The 18434-nt window shown below is 63.6% G+C and carries 13 protein-coding genes; 7 read left to right on the top strand and 6 right to left on the bottom strand.

What is annotated here, in order from left to right:
• The first annotated feature begins 57 nt into the window (after window positions 1-57).
• The 6 genes from ASF06_RS00075 (at window position 58) to ASF06_RS00050 (ending at window position 7659) form a co-directional block, all read left to right on the top strand.
• A complete protein-coding gene (locus tag ASF06_RS00075; RefSeq protein ID WP_055941814.1) occupies window positions 58-2358 on the top strand; it encodes a cell wall-binding repeat-containing protein in 2301 nt (766 codons plus the stop codon).
• A 50-nt stretch (window positions 2359-2408) separates the two neighbouring features.
• Window positions 2409-3782, top strand: coding sequence for a polysaccharide biosynthesis protein (locus ASF06_RS00070; RefSeq protein ID WP_055941809.1), 1374 nt, complete (start codon window positions 2409-2411; stop codon window positions 3780-3782).
• Window positions 3779-4654 carry an NAD-dependent epimerase/dehydratase family protein gene (locus ASF06_RS00065; RefSeq protein WP_055941808.1) on the top strand — a complete coding sequence of 292 codons (876 nt, stop codon included), beginning with the start codon at window positions 3779-3781 and terminating at the stop codon, window positions 4652-4654. Before ASF06_RS00070 ends, ASF06_RS00065 begins: the two co-directional genes overlap by 4 nt.
• Before the next feature lie 12 nt (window positions 4655-4666).
• Complete coding sequence (locus ASF06_RS00060; protein WP_055941805.1) at window positions 4667-5440, top strand: hypothetical protein; 774 nt, start codon at window positions 4667-4669, stop codon at window positions 5438-5440.
• Between the two features lie 116 nt (window positions 5441-5556).
• Window positions 5557-6468, top strand: a complete 912-nt coding sequence (locus ASF06_RS00055) for an ABC transporter permease (protein ID WP_055941802.1) — start codon at window positions 5557-5559, stop codon at window positions 6466-6468.
• A gap of 3 nt (window positions 6469-6471) precedes the next feature.
• The gene (locus ASF06_RS00050; RefSeq protein ID WP_055941800.1) at window positions 6472-7659 is read left to right on the top strand and encodes an ABC transporter ATP-binding protein; all 1188 of its coding nucleotides are present in this window, start codon (window positions 6472-6474) and stop codon (window positions 7657-7659) included.
• Between the two features lie 47 nt (window positions 7660-7706).
• On the opposite strand, the gene ASF06_RS00045 is transcribed toward ASF06_RS00050, so the two are convergent.
• The 6 genes from ASF06_RS00045 to ASF06_RS00020 form a co-directional block, all read right to left on the bottom strand.
• The gene (locus ASF06_RS00045; protein WP_055941797.1) at window positions 7707-8771 is read right to left on the bottom strand and encodes an NAD-dependent epimerase/dehydratase family protein; all 1065 of its coding nucleotides are present in this window, start codon (window positions 8769-8771) and stop codon (window positions 7707-7709) included.
• A gap of 98 nt (window positions 8772-8869) precedes the next feature.
• Complete coding sequence (locus tag ASF06_RS00040; protein ID WP_082500585.1) at window positions 8870-10081, bottom strand: alginate O-acetyltransferase AlgX-related protein; 1212 nt, start codon at window positions 10079-10081, stop codon at window positions 8870-8872.
• The gene (locus ASF06_RS00035) at window positions 10078-11304 is read right to left on the bottom strand and encodes an acyltransferase family protein (protein WP_055941792.1); all 1227 of its coding nucleotides are present in this window, start codon (window positions 11302-11304) and stop codon (window positions 10078-10080) included. The genes ASF06_RS00040 and ASF06_RS00035 overlap by 4 nt, the downstream gene beginning before the upstream one ends.
• 19 nt (window positions 11305-11323) lie before the next feature.
• Entirely contained in the window at window positions 11324-13237 is a 1914-nt protein-coding gene (locus ASF06_RS00030) for a rhamnan synthesis F family protein (RefSeq protein ID WP_055941789.1), read from the bottom strand.
• A gap of 36 nt (window positions 13238-13273) precedes the next feature.
• Window positions 13274-15133, bottom strand: a complete 1860-nt coding sequence (locus ASF06_RS00025; protein ID WP_055941786.1) for a rhamnan synthesis F family protein — start codon at window positions 15131-15133, stop codon at window positions 13274-13276.
• Window positions 15134-15231: 98 nt separating this feature from the next.
• Window positions 15232-16284 carry a glycosyltransferase family 2 protein gene (locus ASF06_RS00020; RefSeq protein ID WP_157439017.1) on the bottom strand — a complete coding sequence of 351 codons (1053 nt, stop codon included), beginning with the start codon at window positions 16282-16284 and terminating at the stop codon, window positions 15232-15234.
• Window positions 16285-16380: 96 nt separating this feature from the next.
• Between ASF06_RS00020 and ASF06_RS00015 the strand changes: the two genes are divergently transcribed.
• Window positions 16381-17313: a rhamnan synthesis F family protein gene (locus ASF06_RS00015; RefSeq protein ID WP_235500846.1), complete on the top strand. Its 933-nt coding sequence runs from the start codon at window positions 16381-16383 to the stop codon at window positions 17311-17313.
• Window positions 17314-18434: the final 1121 nt, after the last annotated feature.

Below are 18434 nucleotides of genomic sequence, written 5' to 3'. Positions count from 1 at the left end.
CCATTCACTGTGAATATTAGGGGCCGTTCTGTGCGTCGCTTTCTCTCTGCTTCCAGCGTGGCGGTTCTCGCCTGCGCCGTCGTTCTGTCCGCGGGTCTGTCGCCGGCTGCGGCCGTCGACCCCGATCCGGTCGTTCCACCGGTGGCCACGATGGGCGAGTATCCCGCGGAGGCCTACTCGTCCGACGTCTCGTCTCTTGACCCCGGGCTCGTCGATGCGGTGGCCCGCGATCTCGGCGAGAGCGGCGAGGAGTACCTCGCGAACGCGGATGCGGCCGCCGATGCGTCGTACGTGGTCGAGAACCTCACCGAAGACGGATACGGCGTCCGCGGCTCGCAGATGGAGGGCACAGAGCTCACGGTCTACGTCGACTCCGACGACTCGACGGCCGCAGCCGCCGTCGAAGCGACGGGAGCCACGGTCGCGTTCGGCGATCCGCCGGCTCTCTCGATCGACACCTCCGGCGCCGTTCCCCTCGCCGACCTCTACGGGGGTCAGGGTTGGGGCTACTTCGACACATCCAACCAGGGGTCGGCATGCTCGGTCGGCTTCGTAGGCAGAGCCGCTTCTACCAATCAATTCGTCACGGCCGGGCATTGCTATCCTCCCGGAACGACCATCTCCGGTCAGGCATTCGTGCTGAACCAGAGCAATGCCGGGGCGAATGTCAGTCAGGGAGCCGATGTCGGCTCACCGGTCGCGTCCTCGTTCCGCTTCGGCGGCGGCAGCGACTCGGGTCTGGTCACCGTTCAGTCGGGATGGACGCTGAAGCCGCAGGTGGTGACGTGGGGCGGGGCGAAGGGCGCCGCTCTCGCCTCGGCTCCACTGTCGCTGACCGACAGCCGCGCCGCAGTGACGGGAGCCAGCCTGTGCAAGTCCGGCGAGCGCACCGGATGGAGCTGCGGAACGATTCTGGCCGTCGACTACGACCTGTCGGTCGGGGGCAAGGTCGTCAATTCGATCATCGCGGACACCTGCGCCGACCACGGCGACAGCGGCGGTGCCGCCGTTTCCGGCACGACCGCCGTGGGACTGACGTCTGCCGGCCCGGACACGTCCGTCACCCCGTGCGGCAGCTCCGACTACTTCTCCTCGTACTTCCCCATGGTCTCCAGCGCGAAGAAGACGAGCGTCAACTCGAACCAGCCGGGCTGGGAGCCGCTGGTGACCGTCGCGACGCCCGTCGTGACGAACCCGTCGAACGGTCAGAACGTCAGCCAGGGCGGCAGCCTGCGGGGCACGTTGGCCAAGGCGAACGCGACCAACAGGATCAAGATCGAGATCAGTGGCGACACCGTGCCGACCCGCACGGTGTCCGTCGGGTCCGACGGCCGGTGGCAGCTTCCCGTGGGGTCGCTCTCGCTGGGTTCGCACAGCTACACCGCACGCGCCACATGGAACACCTATTCCGAGTCGGCGACCGTCACCGGCTCGTTCACGGTCGTCGCGGCGCCCGCGGTCGATCGGATCGCCGGAGCGGATCGCTACGACGTCGCCGTGGCGATCTCGCAGAGGGCGTTCGCCGGTCAGGCCGGCGTCGTCTACGTCGCGACAGGTGCGAACTACCCGGATGCGCTCAGCGCGGCGCCGGCTGCGGTGAAAGAGGGCGGGCCGCTGCTGTTGACTCGGCCCGGAGACCTCCCCGACGTGGTCCGTGACGAGATCCAGCGACTCCAGCCGACGAAGATCGTTGTGGTCGGCGGGCCGAACTCCGTCTCTCCCGCCGTTTTCGAGCAGCTGCGGACTCTCGCGTCGGACTCGATCCACCGTGTCGACGGTGCCGACCGGTATGTCGTGTCGCGCGCGCTGGTGGAGTACGCGTTCACCACGGCCTCCATGGCCTACGTCTCGACCGGAGCAAACTTTCCCGACGCCCTCTCGGCCAGTGCAGCCGGCGGCAAGTCCGGTTCGCCGGTGATTCTCGTGAACGGGGCCGCCTCCTCTGTGGACTCCGACACGATGGCGCTCATCAACGACCTCGGTGTGTCGTCCGTCCGCATCGCCGGGGGCCCGGCATCGGTGTCGCCCGGCATCGAAGCCGGACTCTCCAGTGAGGTGGGCGACGTCATCCGTCTCAGCGGCGCCGACCGGTTCGAGGCATCGGTCAACATCAACCGTGACGCGTTCAAGACCGCCCCTGTACCGACGGTCTATCTCGCCACCGGTCTGAACTTCCCCGACGCGCTCGCGGGCGCTGCCCTGGCGGGAAAGCAAGGCGCCCCTGTCTACATGGTGCGCCAGGACTGTGTTCCCGTCGACGTGCTGTCCGACATCGCCAAGATGGGAACGACCTCGGTCACGCTGCTCGGTGGCACCGCCACGCTCTCTGCAAACGTGGAATCGCTGACCGGCTGCTGAGAGCGCGTATAGGCCAGCCGTGTGGCCGCACGTGAACTAGGGTCGTGGGGATGGATAGTCGAATACTGATCGTTGGCCACGGCACAGCAGGCAAGGCGCTGGCCGCCGATATCACCCAGCGAGGCGGCACCGTCGTGGGATTCCTCGACGACCTGGTCTCCGGCCCCGACGTGCTGGGCACCCTGGCAGATGTCAACGAGGTGGTGGCACGGTACGACGTCGACCTCGCCTACTTCGCCATCCCTTCGGTGGACGCGGCGACCGTGCGCGACTTCATCAATTCCGTCGACGTCAGTCGGGTCGACATCGCGATCATTCCCCGCACGCACGAGATCCTGACCAGGGATACCGTCGACATCAACGACCTGACCGATGTCGACGTGCTCGACCTCGTCGGTCGAAAGCCGGTCAAACACGATGTGCTGTCGGCGCAGGCGTTCGTTCGAGGCAAACGGGTGCTCGTCACGGGCGCGGCCGGCTCGATCGGATCCCGTCTCGTGAAGCAGCTCGCCGGCATGGGGGCAGAGGTCGTCGTCTGCGTCGACTGGTGGGAGAACGGCATCTTCTTCCTCAGCGAAGAGCTGGGCAGTGCCGCATCCGGCATCGAATATCACATCGCCGATATCAAGAACGACCTTCTTCTCACCCAGCTCTTCGAGCGATACCGCCCACAGGTCGTCTTCCATGCGGCCGCGTACAAGCATGTTCCGCTGATGCAGGCGAACCCCATCGAGGCGGTCAACAACAATGTCTGGGGCACGCTCAACCTCATGCAGCTGGCCACTCGGTTCGCGGTCGAGAACTTCATCTACGTCTCCACCGACAAGGCAGTCAATCCGGTGAACGTCATGGGGTCGACCAAGAGGATCGGCGAGATGATGATGCAGGCCATCGCCGCAGACCATCCTGAGACGGCCTTCAACGCGGTGCGGTTCGGCAACGTGATCCAGAGCAACGGCAGCGTCATGCAGACCTTCCGTTCCCAGATCGCGAAACGACAGCCGCTCACGGTCACGCATCCCGACATCACGCGCTTCTTCATGACCATCGACGAGGCGAGCCACCTCGTCATCCAGTCGGCGATCGTGGGAGAAGCCAGCGACATCTTCGTGCTCGACATGGGGGAGCCGGTGAAGATACTCGACCTCGCGACCAGTCTCATCCACGCCGTCGACCCCACACTCTCTGTGGAGTTCGTGGGACTGCGGCCGGGGGAGAAGATGTTCGAGGAACTCAGTTACGAGCCGGACAAGGTAGCGGCTACACCGAACAGCAAGATCTTCGTCGTGAGGGATGCCCAGGATTTCGACACCGTGGACTTCATGAACAAGGTCGGCGACCTCCTCGCAGCGACGCGATCGTACTCGATCGACTCGGTCGAGACGGTGGAGCGACTGCGGTCACTGGGCTTCGCCATCCAATGACCGCCGGGCCCCCCACGCCGACCCGGGTGCTGGTGACCGGCGCGAGCGGCCGTCTCGGCCGCCGCGTCGTCGCAGCGCTTCGGCTGAAGCCCGAGTACGACGTGGTGGCGGTCGGCGGCACGGCTGAGTCCGGGAGTGGCGTGCTGCCGCGCGTCGATCTTGCCGACGCCGATCTCGTGCGGCGGATGGTCGAGGATGCGAGGCCAGACGCGATCGTGCATCTCGGGGCCGCCGTCGGGGCTCGCTGCGATGAGGATCCTGAGATGGCGGCGCGCGTCAATGTCGACGGCACCGGCGTTCTGGCCCGCTCTCTGGCCAGCCGTGGGCAGACGCGTTTCGTCTTCGCTTCGACTGCTGCGGTCTACGGCGACGGGTTCTCCGGCCCTGTTGCGGAGTCCGCCGTGACTGCTCCTCCGAGCACCTATGGTCGGCAGAAGTTGCGCGCGGAAGAACTCTTGGCTCTCACGGCCCGGGAATCCGACGCGTCTTTCACCTCCGTCGCGCTCCGCATCTTCAATGTGTTCGGGCCGGGGTTCGATGCGTCGCTCGTCGAGCGTCTGCGGCAGTCCACGCCCGACCGTCCTGTCGAGCTCCGCGCGATGGACGAGTTCGTGCGGGACTACGTTCACGTCGACGACGTCGTCGACGCGATCGTGCTCTCGTTGTCGGTCGACCTCGGCATGCCGCATGCCACGGTCAATATCGGATCGGGCATCGGACTGACCTCCCGTCAACTGGTGCAGAACCTGTCGCTGGTCTCTCCGGTCTACTATTCGGCGACGCCCGGGCGGCCGAGCTTGAGCGTTGCAGACATCGGCCGTGCGCGTCGGCTGCTCGGATTCGATCCTCGATCGTCGGGTGCGGTGACGTAATAGGCTGTGGGGGTGATCGGAAGACAGCCACTGGAGACCCTTGTCAAGCGAGTCATCAAGAGGCGACTGCTGGCAGGCAGGTTCCGTTCCGAATCCACGGAGTTCGCCCCGGTCGCAGGAGGCGAGGCGCGAGTCCTCATCTGCCTGTGGAACAGGTCTTCGCGTATAACCGACATCCTGGAGCTTCTCGATTCCCAGGACTTCGCCCCCGGCATCCGGCTGTACCTCTGGAACAACAACAAGAGCGAGCATGAGGTGTATCGCCGGGCCATCGCCGAATTCACCGCGAAGGGCGCGCTGAAGACGGTCGATCTCGTCAAGACGCCGTACAACCTCGGCTCGATCGCCCGCTTCTACTGGGCGCGCAAGCTCTCTGCCGATGGTGAACCCATCATCGTCATCGACGACGACCAGGACATCGCGCCGACCTTCGTCTCGAAGGCGATCGCTGCCTACCGGCCCGACACCATCTCGGCGTGGTGGGCCTGGACCGTCGGAGACTCCTACTGGGAACGACAGAAGGCGAAGCCCGGTGAGCATGTCGACCACATCGGGCCGGGCGGCATGATCTGTTCGTCGCGGATCTTCGCCGACAAGACGTTCTTCACGACGATTCCCGAGAAATACTGGATGCTCGACGACATCTGGCTGAGTTACTTCGCCACCCGACACGGCTACACGCTGGCCAAGCTCGACGTCGACATCGATTTCGTGATGGATGAGACGAACCAGTTCTACAGCCAGGCAAGCCTCAAGCCTGATTTCTACGCCTCTCTGCGGGCCTGAATCGGCGCGAATGGTCGTGCCCGTGCCTTCGACGATGCACTCATTCGACTGTTGTATCCTCTAAAGCGGCCTACTCACCGGGCTGACGCACTTATTGGCTTGGAGGCCGCAACAAGATGGCTGGCATTCAAGAGTCCCCTGCACAGCGCATAGAACGTCTCGACTCCCTTCCCTGGGAGGGCGCAGGATCTCCGGGCGTCGGAATCGGGCGCACCACCTCGCAGCTGGTCGACATCTGGCGGCACCGCGAGCTGCTCGGTCTCCTGACCCGCCGCGAGTTGAAGGCCCGCTACAAAGACAGCACCCTCGGCTTCTTCTGGAGCCTCATCAAACCGCTCACGCAGTTGCTCATCTACGCGATCGTGGTCGGGGAGTTCCTCGGAGCGGCGCGCAACGTCGAGAACTTCGCCATCTATCTCTTCGCCGGTCTCACGATCTACCTCCTCTTCAGCGAGGTGGTCGGAGGCGCCACGTCGTCGATCATCGCGAACTCGGGCCTGGTCAAGAAGGTCTACCTGCCCCGCGAGATCTTCCCCCTGTCTGCGGTGGGCTCCGCCATCTTCAACTTCCTCATCCAGTTCGTCATTCTCCTCATCGCCGCGGCGGTGTTCGGCACCCTCACCTTCGGGCCTCATCTTCTCTACGGTCTCGGTGGTTTCGCGGTGGTGCTCATCTACGCGACAGCCATCGGCATCCTGCTGTCTGCGCTGAATGTCTACCTGCGCGACGTGCAGTACCTCGTGGAGGTCGTTCTGATGCTGTTCATGTGGGGCACGCCGATCCTGTACCACTGGTCGTTCGCCACGGACCGCATGCCCCCGTGGTTGGCCGAGATCTATCTCAACAACCCGGTGACCCTCGCGGTGATCGGCTTCCAGGAGGCCTTCTGGGCCCCGAACAGCGATGCTGAACCGCTGCCACTGCTCGCGCTTCGCCTGCTGATCGCCGGCGTCGTCGGAGTGGCTCTTCTGTTCGGTGCGCAGCGCGTTTTCTCGAGGTTGCAGGGCAACTTCGCTCAGGAGCTCTAGAACATGGTGAAGTCAGTACCCGTCGTCCAGCTGTCGAACGTCTCGAAGCGGTTCGTCATTCGCAAGGAGAAGAGCCTCAAGGAGCGCATCGTCAACGCGGGCCGCTCCGCGAAGTTCAGAGAAGACTTCTGGGCGCTCCGGGACATCAGCCTCGAAATCGAGTCGGGCAGCACCATCGGCCTCATCGGGTCGAACGGCTCAGGCAAGAGCACGCTGCTCAAGGCCATCGGAGGCATCATCGAGCCGACCTCCGGTTCGGTCCTGCGGCGCGGACGCCTCGCCGCCCTGCTCGAGCTCGGCGCCGGTTTTCATCCCGACCTGACGGGTCGAGAGAACGTCTACCTGAATGCCTCTATTCTCGGCCTCAGCCGCAAGCAGACCGACTTCTACTTCGACGACATCGTCGAGTTCTCCGGCATCGCGAACTTCATCGACACACAGGTCAAGTTCTACTCGAGCGGCATGTACGTGCGACTGGCGTTCTCCGTCGCCATCCACGTCGACCCCGACCTCCTGCTCGTCGACGAGGTGCTCGCCGTCGGAGACGAGGCCTTCCAGCGCAAGTGCCTCGACAAGATCCGTTCGTTCCAGGCAGAGGGCCGCACGATCATCCTCGTGACCCATTCGCTCGGGCAGGTCAACGAGCTCTGCGATCGCGCCGTGCTGCTCAAGGCGGGTTCTGTCGTCTTCGACGGGGAGCCGCAGAAGGCCACGGCCACGTTCCGGGACATCCTCGAAGACAGGCGTCTCGAAGAGGTGGCGGCTCACGCCGACGAGCCCATCAACCAGGGTCGTATTCTCGATGTCAAAATGACCGTCGTCGGGCGCGAGCAGGGCGCAGCCGTAGAACCCGGAGACGACATCGAGGTCGCCATGACCTTCGAGCACGACACGGGCATGCCCAACTGGATGGCGGCACTCCAGATCGACAGCGTCTCCGGCCAGGTCGTCTACGGGTCGACCACAAAGCGAGCCGGAATAAAGCTCAGTCCCCTCCGAGAAGCTCAGACGGTCACGTTCGTCTTGAAGAACTCGAACTTCGGCAGTGGTAAGTACTTCATCAGCGCATCCTTGATGGACACATCAGGAGTGCACATGCACGACCTCGTGCAGGTGTTGTCGTTCAATGTGCCGTACTACAGCCTTGCTGTGGGCACCGTTCACGCAGAGACCGAGATCGTCGTCGGCTGAGCCGCGACAGCCGGGATGCCGCCGTGCTGGCAGCATCCCGGACCGTTTTATACGAGGGCCGGTGCTCCGGCGTCGATCCACTTGCAGAGCCGCACGACGCCGTCGGCGACCATGACCTCGGGCTTCCACGACAGGGCGGCCTCTGACGCACCGATCTCGGAGCTTGCCGCTCGCACGTCGCCGTTGCGGTACTTGCCGTTGATCTGGGGTGCGGGGGCGCCGTAGTAGTCGGCGATCAGACCCGCGATGCGAAGGATGCTCGTGCCTTCACCCGACCCGATGTCGTAGGCATGTTCGTTCGCGCCCGAGTGCAGCACGCCCTGCACGAGGGCGTTCGCGACGTCGTCGATGTAGACGAAGTCACGAATGATCTCGCCATCTTCGTAGACGGGAATCACCTCGAGGGCCTTCGCCTTCTGCGCGAAGAACGACACGATTCCGGTGTACGGGTTGCTGAGCGACTGGCCCGGCCCGTAGACGTTCTGCAGCCTGAAGAGAACAGGTGTCACGTTGAGCGCCAGGCACCACGCCCGGAGGATGTTCTCCTGCGCCAGCTTCGTCGAGCCGTAGACGCTGGTGGGGTTGGGGGAGACCTTCGATGACTCGAACGGGAGAACCGTGAGTCCGGGGAAGTCCCATTGACCGGATTCCAGCATCGCGTCGGAACGCTGGCCGGGGTAGCTCACGACTCCGTCGGCGTCGACCCAGGCGCCCTCGCCGTAGACGGCGCGGGAGGAGCTCAGCACGATCTTCTCGGGCAGGGCCTCGTGGCGAACCAGAGCGTCGAGCAGCTCCGTCGTGCCGACGACGTTGACCTTCGCGTGCCGCGTGGCCTCGGTCAGCGACTGGCCGGTTCCCGTCTCGGCGGCGAGATGGATGACGACGTTCGGTCGGACGTCGGCCAGCAGCCGGTCCCAGTCCTCGGCGACCGTCACGTCGCCCTTGATGAACTCGACTCTCTCGTCGAGGTCGGCCGGGCGCGTTGCCGTCGGGTGGATCTGCGGGTGGAGATTGTCGAATGCCACCACTCGGTCGAAGTGATCGGGCAATTGCTTCGACAGCGCACAGCCGATGAAGCCGGCACCTCCCGTGACGAGAACGGTTGTGGTCATGAGATCAGAACTCCTAGAACGACGTGTGATTGCGACCGCCTACGCCAGGTTCTTGGTGTGGGGCCGGAACAAGGGTACTACGTGCCGATTCGAAGGTCTCAAACCGCAGGAGCGCCGGGAATGATGGGCGGAGGAAACCCGAGGTAGCGTTCCGTCATCACGAAGAGGGTCACATCGGACGGGTGCTGACTGACTATCCGGCGGAAGTCGACATCGCGCGCGGGGACTCCGACGTTGTGCTGGTACATCACCGTGTCGGCGAAGCTCTGCGACATCAACGGTGACAACGACGTCGACGTCGAATCGCTGATGACCAGAAGCCCCTTGTCGCTCTGGGCTCCATCGGTGTGGGTTCTGACGGGGAGCAGGGTGAGGTCGACGATGTTGTCGGGGATGTCTGCGATCGCGGTGCCGCTCTCGAGTGAGGTCACGGTCGTCGGCAGGTGCTCGTAATCCGGCGTCTTCCAGTCATCGGAACCGGCAGCAACCAGCCCTTGGGCTGCGTACTCATTGTGGTCGGGGCCGCCCGAGATGCCCGAGATCTCGGGTGCCGAGATGCCGGCGAGGGCGGTCTCGTTCGTCGTGAGGCACTGGGTGATCTGATCCCAGGCGACGTACGCACCGTATCCGTTCCAATGACTGTTGAGCGGCGTGTAGGTATTCGTCGACTCGGACGCCTCCCGGAGGGCCGTCCGTGTGTCGATGAGGGGAAGTTCGGGGTGGGCCGCGAGAAGCTTGTCGAACGAGACGGTGCCTCGGAGGGGCTGGGCCCAGTCGGCCAGTTGCTGCGGATAGACATCCCACTTCGCGGGGGCGATGACCACGTAGAAGGAGCTGCCGCTCTCGGCGGCGATGGTCTGCAGCGTCGAGAAGTAGGTGGCCCACGCGTCTACTCCGGCGGGATCGAGGCTGACGCGTCCCAGCGACTGGGACAGGTCGTTGACCTGGCCGTCGTTCCAGAACGCCCAGCCGTCTCTGCCCGTCACGTAGACCGGGTCTGCGTTCTGCGTCGCCGCCTGGAATTGCGCTTCCGATGAGTCGAGCAGTGCCGGGTCGAGCCAGGGCTCCGCGACGAGCCCCTGATCGACACCGGGCGAGCAGACCTCGGGAAGGCCTGGTGGTGCGACCTGCTCGGCCACCGCGGCGGGCGCAGCTGGTGTCGACTGCGCCTTCGTGGTGATGCCCACGCCGGCCATCACCACGACAGCGATCAGAAGCAGCACGAGCGGAATGTAGCGGTACCAGACCAGCAGACCGCTGCGCCCTCGGGCCCCCTCCACCGGGAGCGGTCGAACACCTTTGTCGCTCATTCTGTGCCCGCCCCACTCTGAACAGCGGATTCACGGCGTAGCTTCGCGGCGAAGTTCGAGGAGGAGAACCGCCTGCTCACGACGCGACGCTTGAGCGAATCGACGAAGGGCCGGCCGCGCTCGATTGCGGCCTCGAGAGGCTTCGGCGTCCAGTTCTTGAGCGACATGGCGGGCTTCTCGATGAGGTGCCAACTGAAGAACGCCAGGATATGAACCGCGACGACGACGGTCAGGTGGTAGACGAACCATCCGCGATCCTGAAGATGGAAGTACGCACCGAACTGCATCACCGGCCAGGCAAAGATGTAGATGCCGTATGACAAGTCTCCGAAGCGTTCCCAATTGTTGAGCTTCGTGGCTCGGATCGCGACCCACATGAGCACGTAGAGGAAGCAGTACTGTCCGAGGACGTTCCAGCCGCCCTCCGAATACGTGAAGATCGACACGGCGAGCGCGAACACCGCGATCCGGTCGTCGATCCGGATCTTGTCGCCCCAGAGAGCGAACAGCATGCCGAACGCGAAGGGAGCGAGGAGCATCATGTTGTAAGGATTGGCAAGGAAGGCATTCTGCGCGCCGACGGGAACTCCGGACCACTGCAGGCTGTTCAGCACGATGATCAGGACGGCGATGCCGGACGCGAGGAACCTGTGTGCGAGCAGCCCGAACAGGCCCATCAGTCCCACGAGGATGTAGGCACGGAACTCGTAGTAGAGCGTCCACGCCGATCCGTTCCAATCGAAGCCGCCGATCGCTCCCAGCGGAGTGGAAGCACCCATTCCCGCGATGTTGTGCTGTCCCATGAAGAGCCACATGTTGTTCACGAAATAGGTGAGCGGCGACTCGCTTGGCGGGTTCCAGAACCCGGCGATACTGCCGGTGGTCTTGATCCACGCGATGGGCGCAAGAATGAGGCTCGTCACGAGCATCGCCAGCCAGAACGCAGGCATGATGCGCAGGGCTCGACGCCAGAAATAACGGAAGATCGTCGACCGACCCATTCGGCTCTTCGTGATGAGGAACCCGGAGAAGAAGAAGAAGCCCGAAACGGCGACGCCGCCGATGGATTGTTCCGTGCTGATTGCAGCCCCGAGGTCGCGGCTGTCGTAGAAACCGCCGAGAGGACCGGCGTGAGAGAAGATCACGAGGAACGCCATGAGCCAACGCAGGAACCCGATGCTGTTGGCTCGAGGGTTGAACGCCTCTTGGAGGGTCAGTGGCATGGCGGGTTGTTGCTCGAATCTAGTGTCTGCGCGAAACGACTGCTCGCCTGAGCCGTCGGAGTGCTCCACGCGCGAGTTGGTAGCCGGGACGGAGAACGATGCCGAGCCTGGGACTACGACGCATCACACGATACTTCAGGATCGCGAGGGTCGGAACTTCGGCGATGTCATGCACGGTCAATGCATGAGGGAACACGCCGGCTGCTCGTTGTCTGTGCACCTCACGGAGGAACGCCACCTGCTCTTCCGGGTATGCCGGCATGAGCGCCGCGACGGATTGAAGCTTGTACTCGAGGAAGGCGTAGTAGATCGAGGCGAACTTGATGTTGAGAGTCTGACGGATGTGGAATCCGTCCTGTTGTGCCGCGTACCCCATCAATCGTTCGAGCACGTGGGGGAGATTGCTGTCACCCCAGTTCGAGTCATCGGGAAAATCGTCGTAGGTGTAACCGCCGTCTGCAATGCGGCGAAGCGCCTGCGGGCGGGCGATGAGCATCGTGCCGTAGGGGGCTACAGGCGTTGATTCGTCGAAAGGCACGGTGATTCCGAGTCTCTTCGCTTCGACTGCCGCAGCCTCCCTGTTCGTGAACCAGGCATGCCCAAGGGTGGGGTACGCCATGTGGATGATCGGAGGGAAGACCATGCCGAGCGTCGGATGCTGCTGGAACAGTCGGAGGACATTCGCCGTGTATCCGGGCGATCCGAGCAGATTCTCCAAGAGGTGCCTCTTGAACAGCTCGGCCTTGGCGAAATCGTCTTGCGGGCTCCGCTTGGAGTGGAGCTTGACGATCAGGTCGTAGGCATCGCTCTGGATGACGTCTCGACAGCCGATGAAGAACGCGGACTCCGCGCGGCCGCGGTTGCTCTCGACAACCCGCACCTCACCGACGACCGAGCGTCGCGCGAGGGTCGCCTCGATGATGCTCTTCTTGGAGAAGTCGGTCGTCGTGATGTAGAGGTCGAATGATCCCGGCAGCATCTGGAGCCGATCGAGGATCTCGTCGGTCATGTCCTCGTAGTAGAGATGCACGACCGCTGCGATTCTGAGCGGGTTCGACTCGTCATAGCCGAGATCTTCTTCAGGCAGGATCTCGACGAGTGAGAGGTTGGTCGCGAGCACACGTGCCTGCGTCGTGCGGGCGAGATTCGAGTAGACGAGCTCTGTCGGATACCCGTTCGCAATCAGGATCTCGTCTATCTCTCGCCCGAGAATCGCATTTCTGTCGAGGTAGAGCGGGTCGTGGAAGAACGTGCGCCGCTTGACGATCGGACACCCCGCGCGGAGGATCATTGTCGCGTTGTCGAAGACGGGGTGGATCGAGGGGTAGTCCGACTCGGGATACGCAACGTCGAACGTGTAGCCGAGATCGGAGAAATGCTTCGTGAAACGAGACTCGTGGTAGTCGATCGACTCGTTATAGGAGGTGATCATGGGCATCGTCGCCCAGTACGTCACGAAGTCGTCGGATGCGAAGAGCGACTTCCGTATGGCGATCCAGTGCGACTGGATATGCATCGGCATACGCTCGAGATCGGCATTGAAGGGATGGGGAACCACCTCACCGTGATTCGTCACGCCCCAGAAATCCAGGTCGTGCTGCGCATCCATTGATTCGAAGAGAGGATCGAACGACTTCACCGGTCCGAAGAAGGTGTAGTTCATCAAGATGATCTCGTCGTACTCGACCAGGCGCTCCTGGGTGAACTCCGTCATCGCCTCTTTGTAGCCCCAGACGTCGAATCCGACGTTCTCTCGAACCCAGACGGTGTCTGCGACGGTCTCCAGGCGCGCACGATTGTGTGCGTCCAACTCGGAGTTCGAGACCACGAAGATGTGCTCGCTGTGAGATCGGAGGTTCTCGAGCGCGTGGAGCACGTAGTCGTCGACCTGCCCGTCGTGATCGAAGAAGAGGTAGAAGACAACGCGGCGCATGGTGGTCAAATCTACAGGACGATCGGCGGGGTCGACTCAGGCGCGGGTTCGACGGACGACGGAACGCGCACGTCGAGCTGACATCCGAGCGATGGTGTAGACGGGGCGCAGAGCGACCTTGGCCTTCGGGAAGCGCTTCGTGAAGCGGCCCTTGAGGAACTCGAGGGTCGTGGGCTCGGCCCTGGGCGTCACGAGTTCGTGGATCTGTTCTGCGGGATATCCGGAATCGAAGTGCTCCGCGATCGCCTGCAGCTTGTACTCGAGGAACGAGTAGTAGATGCTCGCGAAGCGTGTGGTGAGCACTTCTCGGATGTGATATCCCTCGTTGAGCGCCCCGTAGCTGATCAGACGCTCGAGCACGTGCGCGAGAGAGCCATCGGAGTACCCGCCCTCGTTCGGAAAGTCGTCGTACGTGTAACCGGCGGCGGCAATGGCGCGCAACGTCTTCGGGCGGGCGATGAACATGCTCCCGTATGGCGACAGCGGGGTCGAGTCGTCGAAGGGGATCGTGAATCCGAGCCTCTCCGCCTCCTGCTGTGCGGGCCACTTGTTTCCGAACCACGCGTGTCCGAGCGTGGGGACTCCCATGTGGATAATCGGCGGAAAGACCATTCCCAGCGTCGGGTGCTGCTGGAACAGCCTCAGGACATTCTTCGTGTAGCCGGGTGACGACAGGAGATTTTCGTAGAGATGCCGCTTGAACAGGTTCGCGACGCCCGGAGTGTTCTGCAGGCTCTTCTTCGAGTGCAGTTTGACGATGAGGTCGTAGTCGTCGCTCTCGATGACGTCGCGGCAACCGATGAAGAATGCGGAGATGTCGCGACCCGCGTTGCTCTCGGCGACCCGGACATCACCGCTGACTCCCCGCCTGCCGAGGGCCTCCTCGATCGAGCGCTTCTTCTCCTCGGATGACGTGGTGATGAAGAGGTCGAAGCCGTCGGGGAGGGTGTCGAATCGATCGACCATCTCGTCGACCATCTCCTCGTAGAAGATGTGAGCCACGGCGGCCACCCTGAGCGGACGCGTCGGGTCGTAGCCCAGATCGTTCTCGGGCAGAACCTCGAGCAGCGAGAAGTTGGTCTTCAGCACACGTGGCTTCGACGACCGGACGACATTGGAGAAGATCAGGTCGGTGGGGTAGCCGCGTTCCTCGATCACGTCGAGAACGTCCTTGCCGATGATGCCGTTGCGATCGAGGTACAGCGGGTCGTGGAAGAAGATTCGACGCTTGATGATGGGGCAGCCGTCGCGGAGGATCTGCACGGCGTCATCGAAGATCGGATGCTGCGAAGCGTAGTTGTGTTCGGGGAAGGCCACGTCGGAGCTGAATCCGAGATCGGTGAAATGCTGGGTGAAGCGTGCCTCGTGCAGGTCGATGGACTCGTCGTACGACGTGATCGCCGGCATGGTGCTCCAGTAGTCGCGGAACGCGTCGGAGAGGAACATCGAGGGACGCACGGCGATCCAGTGCGACTGGATGTGCCGAGGCATCCGCCCCGTGCCCGTTCGCGGATGAGGGATGACCTCGGCGTGGTCCGTGATTCCCCAGAAATCCACCGTCTTCGCATCCATCTCTTCGAAGAGCGGATCGAAGGACGTGATCGGACCGAAGAAGGTGTAGTTCATCAGGATGAGCTCGTCGAAGTCGGCGAGCTTGTCGTAACCGAAGGTCTCGATCGCCTCCTTGTAGGCCCAGACGTCGAAGCCCACGTTCTCTCGTTCCCAGACCGTGTCCGCGAGCTCCTCGAGCTTCGCCCGGTTGTTCGTGTCGAGCGCGGAGTTCGAGACGACGAACACGTAGTCGCCCTGCTTCTTCAGACGGGACAGCTTGTGGGTGATGTAGTCGTCGACAACGCCCTGGGGATCGAAGAACAGGTAAAAGATGATTCGTCGCATGCTGGGCCGTGGCTTTCCTTGAGAATGTGATGCGCCGTAAGGATACCCGGCGGTGCCGAGAGGCACCTCTGGCCGGCTTCAGTGCTGCGGCGACGCTCTCACCGACGTCCGAGTACTCGACGAATCCGTCCCACAGCACGATCGGAGAAGCGGGGCTTCGCAGGCGGCGTCTCCTGAAGGCTGATCATGCGTGCGACGTCTGCACGAAGGCCGGCGATCTCGTGGTGCAGGGTGGAGAGCTCGGTGACGATGCTCGCGTGGACGACCTCGAGGTGGTCCGCGCTGAGCCGCCGGGTCTCGTCGAAGACGCGGGACTGTTCCGCCCGCGCCAGCGTGGCGCGAGTGTCGAGCTCTCTGAAGAGTTCTGCCGCGAGAAGCATCGGACCGAGATTGTCGCCGTTCTGCAGGCCTTCGCGCAGGAACTTGTCGCGGATCCTCAGGTTGTAGCGCTGGTGGTTCTGAGCGTCGGCCACGACGCTGTTGCCCTCGTCGCCCATCGAGGTTTCGCGGTGGTGCCAGTAGGCGAGCGGCTTGCCATCGATGAAGCCGACGCTGAATCGGCTGACGAGTCGGAGTGTGAAGTCCCAGTCGGCCAGCACTGGCAGGGTGTTGTCGAAGGAGCCGATCTCCGCGAAGACCGATCGGCGCAGCAGCAGCGCGATGGGAGGGACGTAGTTCTGCTTGAGCATCTCGAGGAGAGAGACGGTGTTGAGGTCTGTTGCGAGAAGCTGGCGGCGGAGTTCGACGATCTTGTGCGATCGCACCTCTTCGAAGATGAGCTCGGTCCGGGTGCCGACCGCCGCGTCATCCGGCGTGGTGTCGAGGTGTCGCACCGTCTGCTCGAGGAATTCCGGATGCCAGGTGTCGTCGTCGTCGTGAAGGATGACGTAGTCCGACTCCACCGCGGCGATCGCGTTGTCCATGGCACCCCAGCGGCCCGCTGGAGAATCGTTGTGGATGACCACCACGCGCCCCTCGAGCGCCTGTCCACGCGACTCGATCAGCTGGTCGACCGGTTCGCGTTCTGAGGAGTCGTTGACGACGACCAGAACGAAGTCCGTGAATTTCTGCCCGGTGATGCTGTCCAATGCCCGGGTGAGCATGACCGGGCGGTTCTTGGTCCTGGTGACAATGGCGACTTTGGCGTTCAATGCATACTCTCTCTTGTCAGAAGCGACTGCCCCCGACTCTAGACCACGGCTTCGATCGAGGTATCCTCTTGGGGGTCCGCATCCGGGAGGCGTGTCGTGTCAGATCAACTCGAAAGCGCACGTCGACGGCGCCGCACCCTGCGCTGGAGACTCGGTGCTCCGATACGTCGTGCCGAGCACTTCGCACGCAGGCTCGTCGCAGACCGCCGTGCGCCATCGAGGCCCGTGCGGGCGCTCGATTCCATCCTCCCTGTGGTGACGACATCCGGCGAGCGTGCGGCTCTCATCGGCGGTGACCGGGTGGCCGTGATCGCGAGCTATGGCAGCGACCAGAGGGTCTCCCGCTCGCTGTCGACGCTGGTCGCGGAGTTCGAGTCGAACGGTTATCGCGTGCTGCTGGTGAGGGCGTCCGAGGCCACGGAGCCGCTGGTGTGGCCGCACGCTGCGGGTCGCCCGTCCTTCGTGATCACGAAGCCCAATATCGGCTACGACTTTGGCTCGTGGGCCACGGCGCTCGCGGTTGTGCCGGAGCTCGCGGACAAGCCGTTCGTGATCTTTGCGAACGACAGCCTTCTGGGTCCGTTCGATTCCCTCGCCCCCCTTGTCGCGGACTTCGAGGCCTCGCCCTGCGACGTCTGGGGGGCGACGGACACACTCGAATACCTGCCGCACCTGCAGAGTTTCCTCCTCGGCTTCAAGACGGGCGTTCTGAGACATCGGGCCGTGCAGACGTTCTGGCGCACCGTTCGCGACCTCGACGACAAGGATGCGATCGTCTTGCGATACGAGATCGGTCTCAGCCGCCTTCTCGCGACGGAAGGCTTCGTCAGCCGTCCGTGGTTCGCTCACGAGCAGATCGTCCCCGAGGGGGGAAATCCGACGACGATCGGAGGGTCACGCCTGCTCGAAGCCGGCTTCCCCTTCGTTAAGCGGATTCTCATCGACAATCCCGACGTCTTCCCCGACGCCGCCGTGGCCCGCAGCCTCGTGCTCAGCAGATATGGGCAGGACCCGGACGACTGGGCGTGACGCCCCCGCTCAGTAGGTCTGGGTGGTGCAGCCGAGTACGGTTCCGGGTGCGGCGTTGCCGGCGAGGGGCATGGAGGTGACGCAGGTGATGTATTTGCCCTTGGTCGTGATGGGCATGGACCAGCTGTAGCCATGGTTCACTCCGAGACCGGGCACGGCGACNTGAGGGCGAGGGTGCCGTTCGTGGCGGTCGCCTTCTCGTATGCCCCGATCGGGGCGATCGAGACCGGKGTGTAGGTCTGGGTGGTGCAGCCGAGTACGGTTCCGGGTGCGGCGTTGCCGGCGAGGGGCATGGAGGTGACGCAGGTGATGTATTTGCCCTTGGTCGTGATGGGCATGGACCAGCTGTAGCCATGGTTCACTCCGAGGCCGGGTACGGCGACGTTGAGCTCGGGGCGTGGCACCGAGGCGGTGGTGCTGATGGTGGTGTTGGTGCCGTTGGGAAGATAGACGTCGATCTTGACCTGGTTGGAGCTCGAGAGTGACGTGGCGTCGGCGGCCCAGCCGCTGAGAGCGAGGGTGCCGTTCGTGGCGGTCGCCTTCTCGTATGCCCCGATCGGGGCGATCGAGACCGGGGTGTAGGTCTGGGTGGTGCAGCCGAGTACGGTTCCGGGTGCGGGGTTACCCGGCAGGGGCATGGAGGTGACGCAGGTGACGTACTTGCCCTTCTGCGTGATCGGCATGGACCAGCTGTAGCCGTGGTTCACTCCGAGACCTNGGGTTACCCGGCAGGGGCATGGAGGTGACGCAGGTGACGTACTTGCCCTTCTGCGTGATCGGCATGGACCAGCTGTAGCCGTGGTTCACTCCGAGACCTGGCACGGCGACGTTCAGCTCCGGGCGCGGCACCGAAGCGGTGACGGTGGCGACGGAGCCCTGCCCGTTGGGGTAGTAGACGTCGATCTTGACCTGGTTGGATGCTGCCAGTGACGTGGCGTCGGCGGCCCAGCCGGTGAGGGCGAGGGTGCCGTTCGTGGCGGTCGCCTTCTCGTATGCTCCCACCGGGGCGATAGCCACGGGTGTGTAGGTCTGGGTGGTGCAGCCGAGTACGGTTCCGGGTGCGGCGTTGCCGGCGAGGGGCATGGAGGTGACGCAGGTGATGTATTTGCCCTTGGTCGTGA

Origin of the sequence: Agreia sp. Leaf244, from assembly GCF_001422695.1 — a bacterium.
Classification (GTDB): Bacteria; Actinomycetota; Actinomycetes; order Actinomycetales; family Microbacteriaceae; genus Agreia.
This window is presented reverse-complemented; position numbering and strand designations above follow the sequence as displayed.